The sequence below is a fragment of the Pseudomonas sp. GW821-FHT10C09 genome (assembly GCF_059415465.1).
This window is the reverse complement of record NZ_JBWKNG010000005.1, coordinates 64,597-86,110: the sequence shown is the minus strand read 5'-3', so window position 1 is coordinate 86,110 and position 21,514 is coordinate 64,597. Positions and strand designations below refer to the sequence as shown.

22 protein-coding genes and 1 pseudogene are annotated in these 21,514 nt (G+C 54.7%); 11 read left to right on the top strand and 12 right to left on the bottom strand.

Annotated features, from left to right (window positions below):
• Positions 1-319: 319 nt before the first annotated feature.
• The 10 genes from AC07N8_RS06195 to AC07N8_RS06150 all read right to left on the bottom strand — a co-directional run bounded on the left by AC07N8_RS06195 (position 320) and on the right by AC07N8_RS06150 (position 6,831).
• Complete coding sequence (locus AC07N8_RS06195) at positions 320-940, bottom strand: recombinase family protein (protein WP_493142698.1); 621 nt, start codon at positions 938-940, stop codon at positions 320-322.
• Positions 941-1,073: 133 nt separating this feature from the next.
• Entirely contained in the window at positions 1,074-1,286 is a 213-nt protein-coding gene (locus AC07N8_RS06190) for a hypothetical protein (RefSeq protein WP_493142700.1), read from the bottom strand.
• A 5-nt stretch (positions 1,287-1,291) separates the two neighbouring features.
• Positions 1,292-1,564, bottom strand: coding sequence for a hypothetical protein (locus AC07N8_RS06185; RefSeq protein ID WP_493142702.1), 273 nt, complete (start codon positions 1,562-1,564; stop codon positions 1,292-1,294).
• Positions 1,565-1,657: 93 nt separating this feature from the next.
• Positions 1,658-2,143 (bottom strand): hypothetical protein, encoded by a 486-nt coding sequence (locus AC07N8_RS06180; RefSeq protein WP_493142703.1) that lies wholly within the window; start codon positions 2,141-2,143, stop codon positions 1,658-1,660.
• A gap of 417 nt (positions 2,144-2,560) precedes the next feature.
• A complete protein-coding gene (locus tag AC07N8_RS06175; protein WP_493142705.1) occupies positions 2,561-3,031 on the bottom strand; it encodes a hypothetical protein in 471 nt (156 codons plus the stop codon).
• A complete protein-coding gene (locus tag AC07N8_RS06170; RefSeq protein WP_493142706.1) occupies positions 3,024-3,239 on the bottom strand; it encodes a hypothetical protein in 216 nt (71 codons plus the stop codon). Before AC07N8_RS06170 ends, AC07N8_RS06175 begins: the two co-directional genes overlap by 8 nt.
• A complete protein-coding gene (locus tag AC07N8_RS06165; RefSeq protein ID WP_493142707.1) occupies positions 3,232-3,426 on the bottom strand; it encodes a hypothetical protein in 195 nt (64 codons plus the stop codon). The genes AC07N8_RS06170 and AC07N8_RS06165 overlap by 8 nt, the downstream gene beginning before the upstream one ends.
• Positions 3,427-3,503: 77 nt before the next feature.
• Positions 3,504-4,013: a hypothetical protein gene (locus AC07N8_RS06160; protein ID WP_493142709.1), complete on the bottom strand. Its 510-nt coding sequence runs from the start codon at positions 4,011-4,013 to the stop codon at positions 3,504-3,506.
• A gap of 756 nt (positions 4,014-4,769) precedes the next feature.
• Positions 4,770-6,269: a tyrosine-type recombinase/integrase gene (locus tag AC07N8_RS06155; RefSeq protein ID WP_493142710.1), complete on the bottom strand. Its 1,500-nt coding sequence runs from the start codon at positions 6,267-6,269 to the stop codon at positions 4,770-4,772.
• A gap of 271 nt (positions 6,270-6,540) precedes the next feature.
• Entirely contained in the window at positions 6,541-6,831 is a 291-nt protein-coding gene (locus AC07N8_RS06150) for a DUF3077 domain-containing protein (protein ID WP_493142711.1), read from the bottom strand.
• 605 nt (positions 6,832-7,436) lie between these two features.
• On the opposite strand from AC07N8_RS06150, the pseudogene AC07N8_RS06145 reads away from it, so the two are divergent.
• The 3 genes and pseudogenes from AC07N8_RS06145 to AC07N8_RS06135 all read left to right on the top strand — a co-directional run.
• Positions 7,437-7,625, top strand: a pseudogene (locus tag AC07N8_RS06145) (toxin-antitoxin system HicB family antitoxin); the annotation flags it as partial.
• Between the two features lie 98 nt (positions 7,626-7,723).
• Positions 7,724-8,068: a hypothetical protein gene (locus tag AC07N8_RS06140; RefSeq protein ID WP_493142712.1), complete on the top strand. Its 345-nt coding sequence runs from the start codon at positions 7,724-7,726 to the stop codon at positions 8,066-8,068.
• Between the two features lie 464 nt (positions 8,069-8,532).
• A complete protein-coding gene (locus tag AC07N8_RS06135; RefSeq protein ID WP_493142714.1) occupies positions 8,533-8,895 on the top strand; it encodes a hypothetical protein in 363 nt (120 codons plus the stop codon).
• A gap of 244 nt (positions 8,896-9,139) precedes the next feature.
• On the opposite strand, the gene AC07N8_RS06130 is transcribed toward AC07N8_RS06135, so the two are convergent.
• Together AC07N8_RS06130 and AC07N8_RS06125 are read right to left on the bottom strand one after the other, a co-directional pair.
• The gene (locus AC07N8_RS06130; RefSeq protein ID WP_493142782.1) at positions 9,140-9,745 is read right to left on the bottom strand and encodes a cupin domain-containing protein; all 606 of its coding nucleotides are present in this window, start codon (positions 9,743-9,745) and stop codon (positions 9,140-9,142) included.
• 66 nt (positions 9,746-9,811) lie between these two features.
• The gene (locus AC07N8_RS06125) at positions 9,812-11,773 is read right to left on the bottom strand and encodes an oxidoreductase (RefSeq protein WP_493142715.1); all 1,962 of its coding nucleotides are present in this window, start codon (positions 11,771-11,773) and stop codon (positions 9,812-9,814) included.
• 216 nt (positions 11,774-11,989) lie between these two features.
• Here AC07N8_RS06125 and AC07N8_RS06120 point away from each other — a divergent pair, with 216 nt between their 5' ends.
• From AC07N8_RS06120 to AC07N8_RS06085, 8 genes are all read left to right on the top strand, one after another.
• Positions 11,990-13,039: an ABC transporter substrate-binding protein gene (locus tag AC07N8_RS06120; RefSeq protein ID WP_493142716.1), complete on the top strand. Its 1,050-nt coding sequence runs from the start codon at positions 11,990-11,992 to the stop codon at positions 13,037-13,039.
• A 76-nt stretch (positions 13,040-13,115) separates the two neighbouring features.
• A complete protein-coding gene (locus AC07N8_RS06115) occupies positions 13,116-13,898 on the top strand; it encodes a class II aldolase/adducin family protein (RefSeq protein WP_493142717.1) in 783 nt (260 codons plus the stop codon).
• A 383-nt stretch (positions 13,899-14,281) separates the two neighbouring features.
• A complete protein-coding gene (locus tag AC07N8_RS06110) occupies positions 14,282-14,929 on the top strand; it encodes a TetR family transcriptional regulator C-terminal domain-containing protein (RefSeq protein WP_483840623.1) in 648 nt (215 codons plus the stop codon).
• Positions 14,930-15,021: 92 nt separating this feature from the next.
• A complete protein-coding gene (locus AC07N8_RS06105; protein WP_493142719.1) occupies positions 15,022-15,738 on the top strand; it encodes a response regulator in 717 nt (238 codons plus the stop codon).
• 5 nt (positions 15,739-15,743) lie between these two features.
• Positions 15,744-16,517 carry a substrate-binding periplasmic protein gene (locus AC07N8_RS06100; protein WP_493142720.1) on the top strand — a complete coding sequence of 258 codons (774 nt, stop codon included), beginning with the start codon at positions 15,744-15,746 and terminating at the stop codon, positions 16,515-16,517.
• Positions 16,514-18,775: an ATP-binding protein gene (locus tag AC07N8_RS06095; protein ID WP_493142721.1), complete on the top strand. Its 2,262-nt coding sequence runs from the start codon at positions 16,514-16,516 to the stop codon at positions 18,773-18,775. Before AC07N8_RS06100 ends, AC07N8_RS06095 begins: the two co-directional genes overlap by 4 nt.
• Before the next feature lie 193 nt (positions 18,776-18,968).
• Complete coding sequence (locus AC07N8_RS06090; protein ID WP_027925895.1) at positions 18,969-20,381, top strand: amino acid permease; 1,413 nt, start codon at positions 18,969-18,971, stop codon at positions 20,379-20,381.
• Positions 20,382-20,708: 327 nt separating this feature from the next.
• Positions 20,709-21,500, top strand: coding sequence for an enoyl-CoA hydratase/isomerase family protein (locus AC07N8_RS06085; protein ID WP_493142723.1), 792 nt, complete (start codon positions 20,709-20,711; stop codon positions 21,498-21,500).
• Positions 21,501-21,514 lie beyond the last annotated feature (14 nt).

Sequence of the window (21,514 nt, the reverse complement as noted above, 5' to 3'; positions counted from 1 at the left end):
ATGATGAATCATCTCCAGTTCTTTGCGTGACTGTCCCACTGTTTTAGCTAGAGCTTTTCCCAAGCTTGGGTGATCATCTCAGTAAGGTCAAAAGCCCCTGTGATCCATGGTGACGTTGTCTTAAGAGGTATGGCACAAACCTAGCAGTCTGGTTATGCAGATATAGGTCTGACGTGTTTAACCCCTACCGTCGCCGGAAACAGGTAGGGGCTCAAGGTTTCGTAAAATCCCCCTGAACCTTCCTACGATCACGCTGAAGCTGTCTTATCCGAATGCCTGCATGGTTTGTCACCGGGTTCTGAACGTTGGTCAAAGACGCTTATGCAAGCTCACGCTTGATTCGGTAAACAGTTGCAACACCACAGTCAGCAAGCTTTGCAATTTGGTCAGCGGACATTGTCGGATGCTTCACCATCAGGGACTTCACCTGTTCCCAAAGCGCGGCATTCTTACCTTTGCCTGAAGGTTTCCACTCAGGTTCAGCAGCACGTTTGTTAGCAAGTCCTTGGTTGATACGCTCAACTCTCTTTTCTTGGTCCAGACGTGCCATGGTTGCCATCAGGTCAAGCAACATGTTGTTGATCACTTCCATGATCTGCCCGGTGATACCTTTGTCTTGCACCATCATGTGACTGGTTGGCAGGTCAGCGATCACCAGACGCAAGCCTTTAGCCTTGATCGTTGTCTTGAGAGTTTCCCAGTCCGCTTGTGATAGACGGCTGAGACGGTCTACAGACTCCACCAGCAACACGTCACCAGCATTTGCAGTGTCCAGCAGACGCATTAGCTCAGGGCGATTGAGTTTGGTGCCACTGATGTTCTCGGCGTACACGCCAACGATGTTCAATCCCTTGTCACCAGCGAATGATTCCAATGCAACCTTTGCACGATTGGCGTCCTGATCCTTGGTTGATGCTCTCAGGTACAAATGGGTATTCATCGCCGGATATCCTTTAGGTGGTGATTTGATAGACCTATGATAATGCTATCTTATAGCTATCCGCAATAGTCATTTGATAGTTACTATCACAGGTCTATCGAGCTATCGAACTACTAGAGTCAATTGATAGTGGTTACTCGCGTATCCGAAGAATGCCAGTGGTGATGGCAGATGCATTTCTGTCGATGGTTTCCAGTGCTGCGATCACGTTGTCATGCACGTCGGGCGAAGCTGTTGACTTTGCCCATAAAGAAACCTCTTCAATTGCAGCAGCCAAAGCGTGTTGGTTGTGCAGCAACAGTGTGAGTACATCGGCGGTGGCGATGGCGGCGTGGTTGTCTGACATGGTTGTCATCCTTCCTTGATGAGTGAACAAAGATCGTAGCTCAAACGTTCCTGAATGATGTATAGCGTCATTGCTGCTGACATCGACAATCTGGTCAGGGTTGGCAGCAACACCCCGTGTGGGGATGTACGCAGCGTTTGTACAAAGATTTGTGATGGATGATCACCCGGCGTCTGTTGAATCTGGATTATTTTTCCAAATTCCACTGGATTGCATTCAGCCGAAAAGATATTGGAGAGAAACTGAAACGTGCTTAAACCAACATGGTTGAGCGTCAATGAAAATCACGCCTGTAGCGGTTGTTACCACAATGCATTGTCACATGAGCGCCCAGGATTGAGCCTGTTGTGACCTGTGATGCCTCACCTGATTCATTCCTGATCGTCAGGTTCATGGTCGCATGGCACCAACATCTCTTTGTTCAACAATGACCAGCGTCTGATCCTGAGATCGCCGAAAACTTTCGTAAGGTTATGCGGTTTCTGTTTGTCGATTGCACTGGCGATGCTTTCTATCTTTCTTGTTTTAAGCTTTTCGTCCATGACGTTCATCTTCGACGGGAATGATCCTCTCACCACTTCTTTCAAATCTTCTGACCGGGCTGTGGTCAGGATCGTTAGGTATGCCTGCAACGTAGTATCACCGTTCAATCCTTTCGCCGTCGTCTGGATGCGGATCAGGAATGGTTGATCAGGATATTGCCTGCGCAGCGTCTGCTGGAATGCCACCTTGTCAGTCAGCAGATTTTTGCTCATCGTTGGATCGTCATAGAACACTGAGTACCTATGAGTCCATTGGTGTCCTGTCAGCAGTGCTAGGTATTTCCTCTTGGTCTTGTCTTCGCTTTTCTCGCTCATCCTTCCTCATCCTTTTCTCAAATTAATCTCTCATTACCTACTCTCAAACACACATCACAAACACAGCAAGAACTCTCAATCCCTCCCTTTCCTATATACTGCAATGCTGTTTTTCGGGTTGACTGGGTCATTGACCACCGTAAACATTGGACCTGATGGTGTAAGGGTGTCAAAAACTGCGCATTACTAGTGCGGTACTATTCTGCATTACTATGACGGCAAACTCTACACCGATTTTGTAGGTTGTTGCCCGTCCCGTACTTTCCTGAAGGCAGCAAAAAGCCCGTGCGGTCACATAGACTGCCGGGCACTTGCTTTGGATAGGCATTGGGATAAAGCTCTGAGAAACGCGTTGGGGGACGTCACAGATGGTGTCGCTTGCTGCTGGTGTCGTCGTCGCCGTCGGCCACCTGTTACTCAGGGAATAACCAGCGGAGAAAATGTATTTAGCACTTCCTTTTCAACCTCTGACATTCTTTTGTTTCGAGCGTCATCGATCCTCTTTTGTTCTTTGGCTTCTGCTGCTTGGATAAGTTGTTGACGCACCAAGTCTTGATAACGAACGTGTTCAGCTTGCAGGAATTCAACATACTCAGCCTTGACACGAATTCGAATGTCATCAATATCTTTCTGCTGATGTGAAAGTGGTTTTACCATCCAGCACTGGTGATCTAGTTGTGCAATCACAACACTATGATTGCGAGCTACTGTGTAACCTTCAGATACTTTTGAAGCCACCAATTCAAGGAAGTCATGAGGAAGTGCTGAACGGACGACCTCCATACATTGTGCTGTACCTTTGTAAACTTTAACCCATCCTTCAACACGGGTTTCAAATTCAGCATCACTCCATTTTGGTGGAACGCCGTTTACAGTAATTTTAGTCATGGTTTGTTTCTTCCTTTCTCTGATTAATATAATTCAGCATATTCTGAATGGTAGTTGTTCTATATTGCTCATCATGATCTATTTGGGTGGTGATGATTGCAGTGGTTGCGTTGTTATCAACCTTCTCTACTTTTGTTTGTTGTTGCATTGCACGTTGCCGTTCAAATGCTTTTATGAGTCCACGACTGAAGTAACTCAGATTACCCACGGTGATCACCATGTGCTTCGTGTAGTGCTGAAAGTCCATGCTCAATGGTCAGTTTATCAATAACGTCAGTTGCTCTCCGATCTTCAACATTGTCACCAATTGCAATTGCAGATTGTTTCAGATGAATGAAGTGCTTCATCTGCTTGATAGCAAGGTGGCGGTCAAGGTCGATGGTTGTTTCGATCATGTTAGGTTTATCCTTTGGTTTGATGTATTGAAACTAGGCTGACATATGTCTGATTTGGCATATTCAACCCATATTAATCAGGGTGTGTAGACGTGCAAAAATGACACCCTAGGGGGTAGCCCCAGGTGGCAGATATTGAGGGGTGTAACGCCTTGCAGAAGGTTGATGCGGTATTTATCTAGGTAAGCTTTGGCTACCACTTTACCAGTGAGAAATTTGTCAGATAGATCATGTACACCAGCGTTTGGATTTTGTTCTACCCAATCACGAACGGCTGACTGGCGTTCATCTGGTGATGGTGGTACTGCTACACATTCTTTACGAATGCGGGTGGTGACAAGTTGCACCTTACTCTGCTTACCTTTACTAATTTGATTCATGAAGCTTGGGGAACTGTTCATAAGTTCGCCGACTGAGACTTGTACACCTTTCGCAAGAGCCTTCTTGTAAAGTGCATAGTAGCTGTTCAATACAATGATTGAGACTTCGTGAAAACTATGGTCGTTGTCTGGTGTTGGTGGTGTTGAACTTGTAATGATCTTCTGTATTAATTGCGAAGGCTTGTGAATACATACGTAGTTGCTCATTGGTTTTCCTTTGTGCGATAGGTTGATCCTTTGACTTGTGGTTAGAAGTATTTGGATTGATTAGTTGTTAGATGTTTGTTGCTGCTATTATCTTGGCTTTCTTCTCGTCTTCGCGACGAAGATTGTTGGTAACACTACTAATCATCACGTTTATGCAATGGTTGTGATTGGTGTACCCTGTCCTTAGCATTAGAGATTCAAGTTGTTGTTGAGCCTCTTGGTTGAGGAATATCTTCATAGTGCCACCTCACTTTGCATTACGCGCTCATGCGCATATTGGTTGATTGAGATACCAGCAGATTCAGCGGCGTTCTTAACCAGTGCATAATGCGTAAGGTTGAACATGATGCTCACTGGAATCATTGATACTTTGGATTGTCTCCAAGCACGGTTCCGGCATTTGCTTGAACAGGTTGTACAGTGACTACGTTTGTTAATTAGTGGTGAATGACACCCACGGCAAAGCTTCATAGGGTTACCTCTGATTGATATATGATTGGGAAGTGTTAAAAGTGTCTACAGCAGATATAACAAAGCTCGTAACTGGTTGAAGGTTACGAGCTTTGCTCTATTAGAGGATTGGCGTGAAGGATAACAAACTTACAATCTAAAGAAGGAAGGACAATAGATTGTAGTGCTCTGTAGTGCGACAAGTCACAAGAGGTTTGCTATCAACTCCACATGAAAACATTGTATCACAAATGAGAATTAATTGCAATACCGTCTCGGTTGTTTTGAACACTTACCTCAACTATTTTACTTAAAGTCAAAGTGTAAGAGTTGTATCGCTTTTTGCTTCTGTTCGAATGAACAACCACCACTGTAGACGCTCAGTGTAAATGACTTGTTTTCGTGTCCTACGATGTACGGTAATACCTCCAAACCAACACCTGCTCGATGAAGTTCAGTGGTGGTTGTTTTTCGGATGCTGTGGAAAACATGGAGGTCAGAGAATTCAGCTTTCGTTTTCAATCTTCCAAACTGCTTGCCCAATCTGTCAAGTCGGTTATCGTATTTGTTGTTACCACCTTTGAACAAGTATCCATCATTAGCTGGTGCGTGCGAACACAGAAGTTTGTAAAGTGGTACAAGAGAAGGATGTATAGGAACATCCCGTTCGCCTGCCTTTGACTTGGCGTCAGGGATGTTGAAACCAATAGGTTCACCATCATTATCAAAAATTGTACTATCTATTTTTATATGCCCGATTTCTTCAATCCTAGCACCTGTGTATGCACCAAAGACAATAAGGTTTACTAGTTCATCTTTGCCCGCGTATTTTGCTTTTTTATGAAGGTCTTCAACCTCTTTACGAGTAAAGGGTATCCACGGTTCACCAGCTTCTTTACCAACTTTTGGTAATTCGTGACCATCAAATGGACATTGTTGTCCGGCGAATTGTTCACGAAATTGAGCGTTGTATTTTACAGCCCACTTCCAAAAATCTCTGCCAGACCATAAATAGTTCATAAGGGTCTGGCGAGCACCACCTTGTGTTTCTACAAACTTGTGGATAGTGTCAAAGTTTAGTGGTGTACCTTCAGTTGTTAGAAACTTTGATATTTTTTCAACGCGAGCTTTGTGACTATCACGGGTTTTCTCTGTTTCGATCTGAGTGACAAGGTGCTTTGCCCATGCCTCAATCATTGATGCACTGATTGGTGAGCGAGGTTTGTAGATAGTTGGATTAATAATTAACTCGTGCGCTTCCTCCGACTCAAGCTGAGAAAGTTTGTATTTGTCTTTTGCGAGTAACACCATAAAGTCAGCAGTAAATTGAGAACCACCCAACACGGCATCGACAGTTGAGGAAGGTTCTCGTTTGAAAGCAGCCTTCATGACCTCTACATATTCGCTAGGGATTGGTTGCCCCGGTTGTTTACCAGACCATGGTAACTCTTGTGCAGGGATGTCCAACTGGTACGCACGAGAGAGGAAATCTGAACCTTTGGACGGGTTCTTTATAGCATCGAGCAAACGTGTATTTATCTTCTGTTCCAGTTCAGAACCTTTGTTCGCCAGTTCAGGTCGCCACTGTTCGCGTGCTGTGATTTTTTGGTCGCGTGCTGCTGCAATGTCAGCTTTCCATTGTGCAAGTATCGGCAGACGCCTCACCATCGCCTCTGACCTCATACCGGTTTTTAGTGATTGGATCAGCACGGTTCGATTGCCAAGCGCACGGCGGACATCCTTTGGTACATCCAGTCGGACATACCACGTTGATTCGTTTTTCTTCTGAATGAGGTTGTCGGGCATGAGTGCACCAAAGGCGTGAGTAGTAGTGTCGATTCTACTACTATTTTCTACTACTGATGGTGGTTATGGTCAGTAAACACTGGGTTTTATGGGGTCTGAGGTCGTAATCGGAGACTCCCTATCTCTCCGCCATTACATAGAAAAAGCCCCGTAGCTGAAAAGTTACGGGGCTTTTTTGTTTCTGATGTTTCGCTCTGGGCATTTTTAGTTGCGCCTCAACCAGAGTTGGAGGCCCCTGATATCTCGGGCGAATACTCAGAGTGGCGGGGCACTAACTTGCTGTCTTTTCACTCGTCCGAACAGGCCGTGGCGAAACAGCCTTCACCACATCATCGATCAGCGCTTTTCCCATCGAAGTCAAATAGTGCGCAGCCCAAGCATGACGGTCGGTGTCTTTTGCATAAGCTGCATCCTCTGTGAGTGCCTTCGCCAAGAACAGGAAGTCCGAGGCCTGTGCCAATGCAACACTGATGGGCACGCCCGCGCTGACGTGGAACATTGCGTTGTCTGAGCAATAGATAGGGGTGAAGCCGATGGTTTTTGCTTCTGTTGGTTCGGTCATTTTCCACCTCCAGTGAAGGGGCGGTTTTGGAAGAGATCGAGCGATGGAGCTTTACGCGACACGGAGTTGCGCAGAGAGAAAAGATCTAATTTGTACGGATTTACAGTGTGCATTTGTCCAACTCCTTGACATAAGGAGCTGCCACTTCGTTTCCAAGCGAATGGGTGGCAGCTGAGCGCAGGTTGGAAACCGGGAGTCAAGGAGACCGGCACGCCCGAGGGCGTCCCACGCACAGCCGCCATAACACAGCATTGCAGGCAAAAACGCCTGCAATAGTCATGGGGTTGCTGTTGCGTGACTCAACGGGTTTCCAAGCCCGATCGCTGAATGTGCAGCGACGTCTGGAGAGTATCCCGCCGAATATACGGCCAACAAGGCAGTAGCCTGCTCAAAAGCACAGCAAGCGTACCCCCTTACGCAACTCTCGGATTTTGCCTACAACCTCGTCGAGAGTCACCCAGATATTCTGGCCACTGTGCAACGCAAAACATTAACGCCATACATGCAGAGGCTGCTCGAAACGCCGGGCATCAGATGATCAAAGAAGCAAAACCCAACGTAGTTCGTGATGTGAGGGCTTTTCTTGAACAAGCAGGAGTCACCCCATGAACGAAATGAATTACCACGGCTATACCGCCCGCATTGAATACTGCGACGAAGACAGCCTGTTTGTCGGCCACATTACGGGCATCAAGGACATCGTTGGCTTTCATGGCGATTCAGTGCGGGAGCTTCGACAAGCATTTGCAGTGGCCGTCACTGATTATCTTGAAACGTGTGCCAAGCTCGCTCAGCGATAACCGAAGCACCATTCCAAATTCAGGAAACAAGGCAAATCCACGTCATTAGCTATCATGCAATACACAGCAAATACCCGGATGACGGAGGACGCATGAACAGATGGCAACGGCTTTGGTTGTCTGTGAAGCTGATAACAGCCGTAGCGGCCTGCGTGGCCGCCGGTGTTCAGGCCTTCTTTTACATGATGGACAGCACTGACGCATCCCGAATACACCCGTTGAGTATTCTGGTTGCCGGGCTGATTTTCGGCTTCATCACCTTCGGGCTTCTCTCATTCATTGAAGAAGGTATACGGCGATTATTAGCCCCATTGTTCACCGCCAAACCTCAACCTCAACGTCTACCTCAAGCGAACGCAGATACCGATTCGGAGCTGTCAGCGCAGCCGCCGCTCATCCTGTCTGCTGACGATTCAGCTCAGCCGAGGAATCTGTGAGCGGAGTTGCCTACGGATAGCGACTTTTCAAGTGTACGGCCCTGCTCATCCTGTGTAGGCGGCGCAATCAGCAAAATAACCATCGTATACATTTTTTAATGTTTCTGCGCTCAAGTAACCATAGTCGTCTAGGTGGAGTGTAACTGCAAAATCGATACTGGTTGGTGAGAGCCCCATCCAATTACGAGAATAGCCTGTAAACGCAAGCCCACAGAAGATCAGTCAGATGACGATTGAGGCGAAAATTGCTGTACGGAAATGAAACCTACCACGGTTATGAAAGTAAATTTCTGATCGCGACAGACGCTATTGATCTCGAAAAGTTATAAAAAACTGTCATTTGTTACAGGTGACAGCCTGGGCGGGAAGTTTATTATTAGTTTTGTGATGAACAGCAGAGCGTTCGCGTTATTTCTCTAGTTTATCTTGGTTTTGTGCCGTGGCAATTTCAATAAGGAGCTAGTATGTTAACTTCAACTCAAATTCATTCTATTCAGCCCTATGGTGATTCTGGAAATATTGGACTTATTTCTGGGGAATATGACGGAAAACCTACAGATCTTGCGGCTGTAATTGTCGTCGCGTTTCATACCGACAGTAGGAAAGAGGTTGGAAAAGCTGCCTCATCTGCGACTGGAAAGTTTTTAATACCTATAGGTCCCTTGGGGGTCGGGGCATGGTCTATTACTGTATGCTTGCTAAAGCGCGATGGGACATTGAATTTACCAAGTTCATCAAATGCTTTTACTTATGTTGTTAGGGGGGGGGAATCAGCCGCACAAGCACAGGATGGAATGGTGAATATTCCTCCGCCCTATCAAAGTTGATGAGTGTAGATGTGTGGGGGCGTTGCGGTGTGGGTGAGCATGCTTGGCTTTTTCTCAAAAGGTAAGTGCTCGGTTGTTTAATTTTTTTTTAGAAAGAAGGTGGGCAAGGTTGAATTTTTTAAACCATATTACTGCTAAGTAAGTTAGCTTGGTTTTATTCGCTGCACGCAACAAAATCCCTGTAGCTAAAGAGGCTACAGGGATTTTCGTTTTTTACCTCGTCCGATATTTTGAAGGCGTCGCCTCAAAACGTAGGCGGCGTAACCACCCAAATCACCACCGCATCCACATCCCCCGGATTCCCATACCGATGCGGTTCCTGGCTGGAAAAACTAAAGCTATCCCCTTCACCCAGCAAAAAGTGCCGTTCCCCGACCCACAACTCAAAACTCCCCGACAGCAAATACCCAGCCTCTTCGCCTTCATGACTGTAACTCTGCTGGCTATAAGCCCCCGGCGGAAACCGCGAGTGCAACATCTCCAACTGCCGATTCGGCTGCGGCGTCAGCAGATGATCAACAATGCCGTCTTCGTAATGCACGCTCATCCGGGTGTTTTTACGCACGACGATGCCGTCATCTTCCGGCGCTGTTTGCGTTTCGCTGGCGAAGAACCATTGAATGGTCACGCCCAGGCTCCGGGCGATGTTGAACAGGGCCGGGATGGAAGGGTAGGCGAGGTTGCGTTCGAGTTGGCTGATGTACCCCGCTGTCAATTCGCTCATCTGCGCCAGTTCGGCCAGGGTCATGCCCCGGCGTTTGCGCAAGCCTCGAATCCGCGTGCCGAGAAAATGCGGTTCCGCCGAGGGCGTGGCGCTGTCGTGTGTGGGCGCGCCGGTGGCAGGCTGCATCTTGCTGCTGTTGCTCATGGCGTGCTCCAAACCGGGATCTGTCAAAACCCCGGAGTATAAACAGCCTTAAAGCTCCCAGGCGACTTTCAAACCCTCGTAGATGGCTTCTTCGGCGGTGCGTGGGGCGAGGCAGTCGCCGATGCGGCGAAACTCCACCAGGCCTTGCAGTTCTGCGCCGAGGGTGTCGACGGGTTGATGGCCCTGGCAGAGCACCAGGGTGTCGATGTTTTCGAACAGCATCGGCTCGCCGCTGGCGGTGTGTTGCAGGTAGACGGTGTTGTCGTCGCAGCCATACAGGCGGGCGTAGGGGGTGATCGGGATGCCGAGTTTGTGCAGTTCGCCGGCCAGTTGATCGCGCACGTACAGCGGCAGGTTTTCCCCGCAATGGGTGCCGTTGACCGCCAGTTGCACTTGATGCCCGGCACGAACCAGGCGTTCGGCGATGCCGGGGCCGATCCAGTCGCAGCGCCAGTCGACCACCACCACGGAACGGCCGATTTGTACCTCGTCGCGCAGTACTTGCCAGGCGTCGACCACCTGCAGTTCGCCGCCGCGCTCGAACGCTGGCCAATAGGGTTCGGCACCGGTGGCGACGATCACCATGTCCGGCCGTTCGCGTTCCACCAGTGCCCGGTCGACGCGGGTGTTGCGCACGACGCGCACGCCGGCCAGTTGCATTTCGCGTTGCAGGTTGGTGCTGGCACCGCCGAATTCAGCGCGTTTCGGTAACAGTTGCGCGAGCAATACCTGGCCGCCGAGTTGCGAGCTGGCCTCGTAGAGGGTCACGTCGTGTCCGCGCTGAGCGGCGACGGCGGCAGCTTTCATGCCGGCGGGACCACCGCCCGCGATCATGATGCGTTTACGTTGCTTCGCTGGTTGCCGTTGGCCGAAGATCAGCTCACGCCCGGTTTCCGGGTGCTGAATGCAGGAGATCGGCAAGCCTTTGTGAAAGTGGCCGATGCACGCCTGATTGCAGGCGATGCAGGCGCGCACATCTTCGACGTGGCCGGTGTCGGTCTTGTTGGGCATTTGCGGGTCGCAGATCAGCGCGCGGGTCATGCCGCAGACATCGGCCTGACCACGCGACAGGATCAATTCGGCTTCCTGCGGTTGGTTGATGCGCCCGGTGACGAACAGCGGAATCGACAGGCCGGCCTTGAACGTTCCGGCCTCTTTGGCCAGGTACGCGGCTTCAATCGCCATCGGCGGCACGATGTGCACCGCACCGCCCAAGGAGGCGGAGGTGCCCGCGACGATGTGCACGTAATCCAGCAGCGGTTGCAGCAATTGCACGGCCGACAAGGATTCGTCTTCGGTCAGCCCTTCGGGATCGCGTTCGTCGGCGGAGATGCGCAGGCCGATGATGAAATGCTCATCGGTGTTGGCGCGCACGGCGGCGATCACTTCGCGCAGAAAACGCAGGCGCTGTTCGAGCTCGCCGTTGTAGCCGTCGGTGCGACGGTTGACCCGTGGGTTGATGAATTGCGCCGGCAGGTAACCGTGGCTGGCGACCACTTCGACGCCGTCGATTCCCGCCTGATACAAGCGCCGGGCCGCCGCCCCATACCCGGCGACGATCTCGTCGATCATCGTCTGATCCAGCGCTCGCGGCATCACCCGGAAGCGTTCGTTGGGCACCGCCGAAGGCGAATACGCGACGGCCAGCAGGCCATCGCTGGACTCCATGATTTCCCGGCCCGGATGGAAGATCTGCGACAGCACCACCGTGCCGTGTGCATGGCAACTGTCAGCGATTTTCCGATAGCCCTCGATGCACGCGTCATCGGTCGCCATCAGCACGTGCGAGGTGTACCGCGCGCTGTCATGCACCCCGGCCACTTGCAGCACGATCAGCCCGACACCGCCTTCGGCGCGCGCGGTGTGGTAGGCGATCAGTTGTTCGTTGACCAGGTTGTCGGTGGGCATCGACGTGTCGTGACCGCTGGACATGATGCGGTTTTTCAGGCGTTTGCCCCGCAGCTGCAAGGGTTCGAACAGGTGTGCAAAAGCGACGGAAGAGGACGGCATGGTGCGGGTACTCCAGGCAGGCTGAAGCCGAAAGGCCGGGTTTTCGGCGTTGTTATTATTTGCCTATAGAAATTTACCTTCAGTAAAAAATCAACTTGTTTTTTTACTGGTGCTCGCAGTAGATTCATTTGGCGCCCGCACTTGGGGCGAACCTCACAACAATAAAAATGGGTCACGGCGGCGTTGGTCGCGTGGCACCTGCAAGAGGAACCACTGATGAAATCGAACACGCTCAAGCACGGTTTTTATCCCTTGATGCTGTCCCTGGCCATGGGCCTGGGCAGCGCTCAGGCAGCACCGGACATGGTGGTGGTAGGTTACGGCGGTGCCGGCCAGAAAGCCCAGGATGTGGCGTTTTTCCAGCCGTTCAGCGTCGCGGATCACAGCAAGCTGATCCAGAGTGAATACAACGGCGAGATGGCCCGGATCAAAGTGATGGTCGACACCGGCAATGCCGATTGGGACGTGGTGCAGATCGAAGGCCCGGACCTGATGCGCGGCTGCGATGAAGGCATGTACGAGAAACTAGACTGGAGCAAACTCGGCCGCGTCGAGCAATTGATACCCGATGCGGCACAGGCGTGCGGGTCGGCGGCGCTGGTGTGGAGCGTGGCGATTGCCTACGACACGCAGAAGCTGGCGCAGGCCCCGACGTCATGGGCGGATTTCTGGGACGTGCAGAAAATCCCCGGCAAGCGTGGCCTGCGTAAACGCGCGGTGTACAACCTGGAATTCGCCTTGTTGGCCGACGGCGTAAAAGTCAAGGACGTGTATTCCGTGCTGAACACTCCGCAAGGTGTCGACCGTGCCTTTGCCAAACTCACTCAGCTCAAGCCTTACATCCAATGGTGGGAGGCCGGCGCGCAACCGGCGCAATGGCTGACGGCCGGGGATGTGGTGATGACCTCGACCTACAGCGGACGTGTGGCCGCCGCCGCGCAAAGCGGTAGTCACCTCGGGCTGGTCTGGCCGGGCAGTCTGTATGGCATGGATTATTGGGCGATCATCAAGGGCTCGAAACATGTCGATCAGGCCAAACGCTTTATCGCCTTCGCCAATCAGCCAGATGCGCAGGTCAAGTATGTCGAGCAAATCCCTTACGGCCCGACCAATACCGAAGCCGCCGCCAAACTGGACAGCAAACTCGCGCAATGGGTGCCCACCGCGCCGCAAAACCTGAAGGGCGCGCTGTCGATGGACGTGGCGTTCTGGGTGGATCACGGTGAAGAACTTGAAGAGCGCTTCAACGCCTGGGCCAGCAAGTAATCGCAAGCGGCTGGACGTGGCAGCGCGTCCAGCCTTACTGTTTCGCGCAGTCGATCAGCCTGGAGACTTAACAACAATGAACGAGATCGCCACGTTTTCTCAGCGCAGTGCCACCGAGCAACGCCTGCGTGAGGAGTTGGCTGCCTGTTACCGATTGATCGCGCACTTTCGCATGACCGATCTGATCTTCACCCACATCTCGGTGCGCATACCGGGGCCTGAGCATCACTTCCTGATCAATCCGTACGGGTTGATGTTCGATGAAATCACCGCGTCCAACTTGGTGAAGATTGGCCTGGATGGCCGGGCGGTGGAGGCGTCGCCATACCCGGTGAATCCGGCGGGGTTTGTGATTCACAGCGCGATTCACGGGGCTCGTGAAGACGCGCAGTGCGTGCTGCACACTCATACCAAATCCGGTTGCGCGGTGGCCGCGTTGAAGTGCGGGTTGTTGCCAGTGAATCAGATCTCGATGGAGTTCTATGGTCGGGTTGCGTACCACGACTATGAAGGTGTGGCGCTGGACATGAGTGAGCAGGAACGTCTGGTGCGGGACCTTGGCGACAAGCCGGTTTTGATGCTGCGCAACCATGGTTTGTTGACCGTGGGGGAGACCGTCAGCCAGGCGTTTTTACGGATGTTTTACCTGGAAAAAGCCTGCGAAATTCAGCTTGCTGCGCAGGCAGCGGGTGAGTTGGTGTTGCCGTCGGCGGAGGTTTGCGAACACACCGAGCGTCAGTTCAATGATCCGGGCCGGCCGCTGGACGAAGGCGAGTTGAGCGACCCGGACGCGATGCAATTGGCTTGGGCTGCGATGCTGCGATTGCTTGATCGGGTGGCACCGGGCTATCGGGATTGACCTGTGTTCCTCAATTGATCGGGCTGGCGTCTTCGCGAGCAGGCTCGCTCCCACAGGGTTTTGTGTCGGGCACACATAGCCGGTTTACACCGATCAAATGTGTGAGCGAGCCTGCTCGCGAATGCAGTCTGTCAGGTGGCAACAATGCTGAATGTGCCGCCGCCATCGCGAGCAAGCCACGCTCCCACAGGGGTTGTGTGTTGGACGCAAACAATGAAAACAAACAGATCAAATGTGGGAGCGTGGCTTGCCCGCGATGGCCGCGACTCGGTCTCAGACGCATGCAACCGACTAGAGACTTCCCACCCTCTTGCTGTACAGTCGTTCAGCGCGCGGATTAACCCACCGCGTCCCTAACGATTGATCCACGGAGAGTGTCGCGCATGAGTCAGGAAGCCCGTTTTTCCCGCATGGAGCCGGAGTTGCGCAAGGCCAATCTGATCGAGGCGACGCTGGTGTGCCTCAAGCGTCACGGTTTCCAGGGGGCCTCGATCCGCAAGATTTCCGCCGAAGCCGGTGTATCGGTCGGGCTGATCAGCCATCACTATTCCGGCAAGGATGAACTGGTGGCCGAGGCTTACCGGGCGATCACCGGTCGGGTCATGAGCCTGCTGCGCGACGCCATGGCCCACGCGGCTCCCAACGCCCGCGAACGTCTGTCGGCGTTCTTCCGCGGTTCGTTTTCCGCCGAATTGCTCGATCCGCAATTGATCGACGCCTGGCTGGCATTCTGGGGCGCGGTGCGCACGGCAGAATCGATCAACCTCGCGCACGAACATTCCTACGGCGAGTACCGCGGCATCTTGCGCAAGGTCCTGACCGAGCTGGCACAGGAAGAACACTGGGAAAATTTCGACGCCGATCTCGCCGCCATCAGCCTCAGCGCTTTGCTCGACGGTTTGTGGCTGGAGTCGGGCCTCAACCCCGGCACCTTCACCCCGGAGCAGGGCATCCAGATTTGCGAAGCCTGGGTCGACGGTTTGCAGGCGGGCGGCCGCCAGCGGTTTTGCGTCCAGACGACGGGCTGTTGATCAGTCGTTCAGCAGTCGATACTCTCTGGCGCCACAGCAACAAAACACTCTAATAAGAAACACGCCTCCGGGCACACGCGGGACACCATGCGATGACTCCTCGGGTATTGATCGTCGACGACGATCCGTTGATTCGCGAACTGCTGCAGGCCTACTTGTCCCAGGAAGGTTACGAGGTGCATTGCGCTGCCACGGCAGAGCTGGCCGAGACTTTCCTGGCGAGCCAGACGGTCGATCTGGTGATGCTCGATATCCGCTTGCCGGGCAAGGACGGCCTGACCCTGACCCGTGAGCTGCGGGTGCGTTCGGAAGTCGGGATCATTCTGATCACCGGGCGCAACGACGAAATCGACCGCATCGTCGGCCTTGAATGCGGCGCCGATGACTACGTGATCAAACCGCTCAACCCTCGCGAGCTGGTGTCCCGGGCGAAAAACCTGATACGCCGGGTGCGTCACGCGCAGACGCCGCAACCAGTGGCAACCCTCGCCAAACCGGTCAAACAGTTCGCCGACTGGGCGCTGGACACCGACCGCCGACGGCTGATCGACCCGACCGGCAGCGAAACCCTGCTGACCCACGGCGAATATCAATTGCTCAGCGTGTTCCTGCGCAACAGCGGCCACACCTTGAGCCGCGATCAACTGATGGACCAGATCCGCAACCGCGAATGGGTGCCCAACGATCGCTCCATCGACGTGCTGGTCGGACGCTTGCGCCGCAAGCTGCACGACGACCCGGCCGAACCGCAATTGATCATTACCATTCACGGCGCCGGTTACCTGTTCACCGCCAGCGTGGCGGCCTGAGCCCGATGCTGCGTGTGTTTGGTCTGCTGTTGGCGCTGCTCGTGAGTAGCGCGATGGCGGCGGAAAAGGTTCGCTACTGCGACTACCCGGTGTACCCGCCGATCTCCTGGAGTGACGGCAAACACGTGCGCGGCCTGGCCCCGAGCGTGGTGAAAAACCTTTTCGGCCGTTTGGGCTACGACGTCGACATCGTCGTACTCGGCAACTGGAAACGCTGCCTGCTCGACGCTGCCGAAGGCCGGGTCGACGTGGTGTTGGCCTACAGCACCGCGCAACGCGAACAGAGCATGGTTTTTTCGACGGTGCCAGTGTTGCGCGAGGAGGTTGCGTTGTTCATCAATCGTCAGCACCCGGTGAAATTCGAGCGTCTGGAGGACCTGGCCAACTACCGGGGCGGGTTGCTGTTCGGTGAAAGTTACGGCGTCGATTTCGACCGTTTGGTTGCGCAACACCAGAACATCGAATGGGTCTCTGACAGCGGCCAGAACTTCGGCAAGCTGATTCGCGGGCGCATCGATTTCATCACTTCGGAACGGCGCACCGGTCAGCTTTACGTCGAGAACCTGCCGGGCGCGCAAGACATCGTCGCGCTACCGAATGCCTTGAGCGTGGATTATTTACGAGTGGCCGTCTCACGCAAATCGCGCTTGGCCAATCGTATGCCGGAGATCGACGCGCAATTGAAACGCATGGTCGATGCCGGAGAGGTTGAGCAGTGGTTGAATGAAAGCGAAGTCACCTACCGCGACATGATCAACCTGCCGGCGAATTCCAAATGATCCGCGTGCATCCGGGTGGCCTGTTGCGGCGCTTGCTGCTGTTCATTCTGTTGTTCAGCCTGTGTTTCACCGTGCTGGCGAGCACTGTGCAGCTGTACTTCGAATACCGCCGCGAGATGCGCGATATCGACTCGCGCATGGAGTTGATTCGGGCCGGTTACCTGGCCAGTCTGGAGCGCAGTCTCTGGGACTTGAACCAGGAACAACTGAACGTGCAGCTGCGGGGGCTGGTGGACTTTTCCGACGTAGCGCGGGTGCACCTGATCAGCCCCGATTTCGATCTGCTGCAAGGCAATGCCGACCCGATCGGGCCGTTACGCATCGAGCGTTTTGAACTGGATTATCAGCCGCCGACCGGGCCACCACGGCACCTAGGCCAGTTGGAGGTCAGCACCGACCTGGGCGCGGTGCATCAGCGCCTGTTTGCCACCGGTTTGACCAGCCTGCTGTGGATGAGCGTGTTTCTGTGCGGCCTGGCGGTGGCGTTGTCGGGGCTGTTTTACCGCTTGGTCACTCGGCACCTGCAAGTCATGGCCGAGTTTGCCCGGCGCATCGCTGCCGGTGACTGGCACGAGCCGTTGCACCTGGACAAGCGCCGCAACGCTCACGAAGACGAGATCGACACCGTGGCCCACGCGCTGGACGATATGCGCCGGGCGATTCTCAGCGACATTGACCGCCGCGAAACCGATCGGCTGGCCCTGCAAGACAATCGCGATGAATTGCTCAGGCTGGTCGAGCGCCGCACCGCCAGCCTGATGCGCGCCAAGGACGAAGCCGAGGCCGCCAACCTCGCCAAGTCGCGCTTTCTGGCGACCATGAGCCACGAGTTGCGCACCCCGCTCAACGGCATTCTCGGCATGGCTGAATTGCTGCGCGGCGCTCGTCTGGATGAGCGTGACGGCAAACGTCTGGATGCGCTGTACAAGGCCGGGGAAGGGCTGCTGTCGATTCTCAACGAAGTGCTGTATTTCGCGCGGTTGGAGGAGGGCGTCAGCCACCCGGAACCGGTCGATTTCTCGGTCCGGCAACTGCTCGACGAAGTGCTGACCCTGCTGGAACCACGTGCGTTGAGCAACGACACGACGCTGCACTGCCGAATCGATCCGCAGGTCGCCGAACGGCATCATGGGGCCGAGCAATTCTTGCGTCAGGTGCTGAGCAACTTGCTGGCCAACGCGATCAAGTTCACCGAAGGCGGCAAGGTTGAGGTCGACGTCACGCTGCTGGCGCAAGGCCCGGAACAGGCGGGGCAACGCTTACGGGTGAGCGTGACGGACAACGGCATCGGCATCGCTCCGGCCATGCAGGAGAAGATTTTCGAGCGCTTCACCCAGGCCAGCGAAGAAGTGGCGCAACGCTTTGGCGGCACCGGGCTCGGGCTGGCGATCAGCAAACATCTGGTCGAGCAATTGGGCGGACGGATCGGCGTTGAAAGTGAAGTCGGGCGGGGCAGTTGTTTCTGGTTCGAACTGACGTTGCAGGCGTCTACCGGCGTCATCACGGTGGCGCGGAGCAGCGCATCCGTGCAGGCGCTGAAGGTGCTGGTGGTCGAGGATGTGGCGCTGAACCGCGAAGTGGTCAGCGGTTTGTTGCAGCGCGACGGGCATCAGGTCTGGCTTGCCGAAGAGGGCGAACAGGCGCTGGCGCAATGTGCCGGGCAAGCCTTCGATTTGATCCTGCTCGATGTGCACCTGCCGGGCATCAGCGGCGTCGAGCTGTGCAAATTGATTCGCCACACCCAAGGCCCGAACCGTCAGACGCGGATCTTCGCCCTGACCGCCAGCGTGCAGCCGGCCTTGATGCGCGGTTATCTGGAGGCCGGGATGGACGGCATTCTCGCCAAGCCGCTGAAGCTCGAAAACCTGCGACAAGTGCTGGCCGGGCAACTGCCGGTGTCCACACCACAACCGGATGACGAGGCGATGGATTGGCCGCTGCTGGACACCCATCGCACCTTGCTCGGGGAGCAGAAACTTCAGGGCTTGCTGGCGGTGTTGCGCGACTCGATCCATCAGCATCGTGACGCACTCACCGAAGCCATCGAGGCCGACGACTGCACTGAAGTCGCCCACCTGGCGCATCGACTGGCCGGTAGCAGCGACTCATTGGGTTTTCGTGCGTTGGCCAATGTGCTGCGAGACTTGGAAGAGGCCGCGATGGTCAACGACGAGTCGGCATTGCGGGCGTTGGCGCCCAAGGTTCAGGAGCAATTGCGGGTCTCGCAACAGACGCTGGCGGACCTTTTGCACTGCTGACGTACAAGTTCGTTACGACTTTTTACAACTTCGATCTTTACGGTCAACCGGACCTTACATGCGCTTCCAATAATCGAGCCAACCGCCACAGCGCGGTCTTCGAAGCTTATTGGAGATAATAATAATGAACTGCCGTAAAGCTGATCCTTCCCCGCGCCATGCCGCACACCTTGCTGATTATTGAGGTGCGGACATGAGCGAATCTACCGAAACCAAAGGCATCCAACTCACCCGCGCCCTGAAAAGCCGGCACATTTTCATGTTGTCGCTGGGCGGCGTGATTGGCACCGGGCTGTTCATGGGCTCCGGGGTAACGATCAATCAGGGCGGGCCGGTGGGCGCGATTCTGGCGTACTTGGTCGCTGGTTTTTTGATGTACCTGGTGATGGTCTGCCTGGGCGAACTGTCCGTGCAAATGCCAGTGTCCGGCTCGTTTCAAACCCATGCCACTAAGTTCATCGGGCCCGCCACCGGGTTCATGATCGGCTGGGTGTACTGGATGAGCTGGGCGACCACCGTGGGCCTGGAGTTCACAGCGGCGGGCATGTTGATGACACGCTGGTTTCCGGCGGTGCCGATCTGGTATTGGTCGGCGCTGTTCGTGGTGGTGTTGTTCGGTTTGAACGCACTGGCGACCCGCGCCTTCGGTGAAGCGGAATACTGGTTCTCCGGGATCAAGGTGGCGGCGATTCTTGGCTTTATCGTGGTCGGCGTGCTGGTGATCTTCGGCGCCATCCCGCTGACCAGCGGTGCACCGGCGCCGATGATGAACAACCTGATCGGCGACTCATTGTTCCCCAACGGCCTGTCGGCGGTGTTCGCGGTGATGATGACCGTGGTCTACGCCTTCCAGGGCTGCGAGATCATGGGCGTGGCCGCCGGCGAAACCGATCAACCGGAAAAAAGCATCCCGCGCGCGGTGCGCAACGTGGTGTTTCGCGTGTTGATTTTCTATGTGCTGGCGATTGTGGTGCTCTCGGCGATTGTGCCGTGGCAGCAGGCCGGATTGATGGAAAGTCCGTTCGTGCAGGTGTTCGACATGGTCGGCATTCCTTATGCCGCAGACCTGATGAACTTCGTGATCCTCACGGCGATTCTGTCGGTGGGCAACTCCGGCCTGTATGCCTCGACGCGCATTCTGTGGGCGATGTCGAAGACCGGCATGGCACCGAAAAGCCTGTCGCCCTTGAGCAAGCGCGGCGTGCCGCTGCGGGCGCTGAGCATCACCTTGTGCTTTGCGCTGGTGTCGCTGATGACCAGTTTTGTCGCGGCAGACACGCTGTTCATGGTGCTGATGGCGGTGAGCGGCATGTCCGGCACCGTGACCTGGATCGTGATTGCGCTGGCGCAGTACAAATTCCGCAGGGCGTATCTGCGTGATGGCGGCAAACTCAGCGACCTGAAATACCGCGCGCCGTGGTTCCCGCTGCTGCCGCTGACGTGTATTGCGTTGTGCTGTTCGCTGTTTGTGTTCCTGGCGCTGGATGAAACGCAACGGCCTTCGCTGTACTGGGGCTTCGGATTTATTGCGCTGTGCTATGGCGCGTACTTCCTGATCCATCGCAAGCGCGAAGCGGTGTTGGCGCCGAGTTTGCCGACTGTGTAACTGCCACAACGAACCTCCTGTGGGAGCGAGCCTGCTCGCGAAGACGGCATCACATTCAACATCACTGTTGAGTGATCCACCGCTTTCGCGAGCAGGCTCGCTCCCACAGTGGTTTTGCGGCGGGCTGTAGGCAGTTGTTCGAAGTTGTAACAGCGCCACTCTCAGGGCGCCGGATTAATTAAATAAATCTTTTAAATACAAATAGATAGACAAATTTTTAAGCTGTTACAGCTCATTTATCTGCCGATTGCCGCCTTACTGAACACTCGTTTAGTATGGCCTCAAGTCGCATCACCTCAGACCAATCACAATAATTCGAGGATTCGCATGACTACTCACTCTTCTCTGCTCAGTCAGGTCGAAGCCGGCGTTGCCTGGATCACCCTCAATCGCACGGCCCAGCGCAACGCGCTGGACATTCCGACTCTGAAAAACCTCCACGCCTTGCTGGACCAATTCAACGCCGACCCCGCCGTGCGCGTGGTTGTGCTGACCGGCAGCGGTCGCAGCTTCTGCGCCGGAGCCGACCTCGCCGAGTGGGCCGAAGCCGAAGCCCGTGGCGCCCTCGAAACCTACGGCTGGACCGAAACTGCTCACGCCTTGATGAGCCGTTTGTACAGCCTGGAAAAACCGACCATCGCCGCCATCAATGGCACCGCCGTCGGCGCCGGCATGGACCTGACGCTGTGCTGCGACCTGCGCATCGCAGCGCAATCGGCACGCTTCAAGGCCGGCTACACCAGCATGGCCTACTCGCCGGACGCTGGCGCCAGTTGGCATCTGCCACGGCTGATCGGTACCGAACAAGCCAAACGCCTGTTGTTCCTCGACGAATTGTGGGGCGCCGACCGTGCGTTGGCCTCGGGCCTGGTCGGTGAAGTCTGCGCCGATGAGCAACTGCTCGACGTTGCCACCGAACTGGCCACCCGCCTGGCCAACGGCCCGACCTTCGCGTTTGCCCAGACCAAAAAACTCATGCGTGAGGGCGCCCAACGCAGCCTGCCGGAGCAACTGCAAGCCGAGCTCGCCGCCGGCCTGTTGTGCGGTCGCAGCGAAGACGGCAACGAAGCCCTGCGCGCCTCCATCGAAAAACGCCCGGCCAATTTCGTCGGCCGCTAAGCCCCGACACCACC

Excerpts from the sequence above, each read along its gene's own strand:
- AC07N8_RS06195 (WP_493142698.1), bottom strand. The coding sequence starts at position 940 with ATGAATACCCATTTGTACCTGAGAGCATCAACCAAGGATCAGGACGCC.
- AC07N8_RS06190 (WP_493142700.1), bottom strand. The coding sequence starts at position 1,286 with ATGTCAGACAACCACGCCGCCATCGCCACCGCCGATGTACTCACACTG.
- AC07N8_RS06180 (WP_493142703.1), bottom strand. The coding sequence starts at position 2,143 with ATGAGCGAGAAAAGCGAAGACAAGACCAAGAGGAAATACCTAGCACTG.
- AC07N8_RS06175 (WP_493142705.1), bottom strand. The coding sequence starts at position 3,031 with ATGACTAAAATTACTGTAAACGGCGTTCCACCAAAATGGAGTGATGCT.
- AC07N8_RS06165 (WP_493142707.1), bottom strand. The coding sequence starts at position 3,426 with ATGATCGAAACAACCATCGACCTTGACCGCCACCTTGCTATCAAGCAG.
- AC07N8_RS06160 (WP_493142709.1), bottom strand. The coding sequence starts at position 4,013 with ATGAGCAACTACGTATGTATTCACAAGCCTTCGCAATTAATACAGAAG.
- AC07N8_RS06155 (WP_493142710.1), bottom strand. The coding sequence starts at position 6,269 with ATGCCCGACAACCTCATTCAGAAGAAAAACGAATCAACGTGGTATGTC.
- AC07N8_RS06150 (WP_493142711.1), bottom strand. The coding sequence starts at position 6,831 with ATGACCGAACCAACAGAAGCAAAAACCATCGGCTTCACCCCTATCTAT.
- AC07N8_RS06140 (WP_493142712.1), top strand. The coding sequence starts at position 7,724 with ATGAACAGATGGCAACGGCTTTGGTTGTCTGTGAAGCTGATAACAGCC.
- AC07N8_RS06135 (WP_493142714.1), top strand. The coding sequence starts at position 8,533 with ATGTTAACTTCAACTCAAATTCATTCTATTCAGCCCTATGGTGATTCT.
- AC07N8_RS06130 (WP_493142782.1), bottom strand. The coding sequence starts at position 9,745 with ATGCAGCCTGCCACCGGCGCGCCCACACACGACAGCGCCACGCCCTCG.
- AC07N8_RS06125 (WP_493142715.1), bottom strand. The coding sequence starts at position 11,773 with ATGCCGTCCTCTTCCGTCGCTTTTGCACACCTGTTCGAACCCTTGCAG.
- AC07N8_RS06120 (WP_493142716.1), top strand. The coding sequence starts at position 11,990 with ATGAAATCGAACACGCTCAAGCACGGTTTTTATCCCTTGATGCTGTCC.
- AC07N8_RS06115 (WP_493142717.1), top strand. The coding sequence starts at position 13,116 with ATGAACGAGATCGCCACGTTTTCTCAGCGCAGTGCCACCGAGCAACGC.
- AC07N8_RS06110 (WP_483840623.1), top strand. The coding sequence starts at position 14,282 with ATGAGTCAGGAAGCCCGTTTTTCCCGCATGGAGCCGGAGTTGCGCAAG.
- AC07N8_RS06105 (WP_493142719.1), top strand. The coding sequence starts at position 15,022 with ATGACTCCTCGGGTATTGATCGTCGACGACGATCCGTTGATTCGCGAA.
- AC07N8_RS06100 (WP_493142720.1), top strand. The coding sequence starts at position 15,744 with ATGCTGCGTGTGTTTGGTCTGCTGTTGGCGCTGCTCGTGAGTAGCGCG.
- AC07N8_RS06095 (WP_493142721.1), top strand. The coding sequence starts at position 16,514 with ATGATCCGCGTGCATCCGGGTGGCCTGTTGCGGCGCTTGCTGCTGTTC.
- AC07N8_RS06090 (WP_027925895.1), top strand. The coding sequence starts at position 18,969 with ATGAGCGAATCTACCGAAACCAAAGGCATCCAACTCACCCGCGCCCTG.
- AC07N8_RS06085 (WP_493142723.1), top strand. The coding sequence starts at position 20,709 with ATGACTACTCACTCTTCTCTGCTCAGTCAGGTCGAAGCCGGCGTTGCC.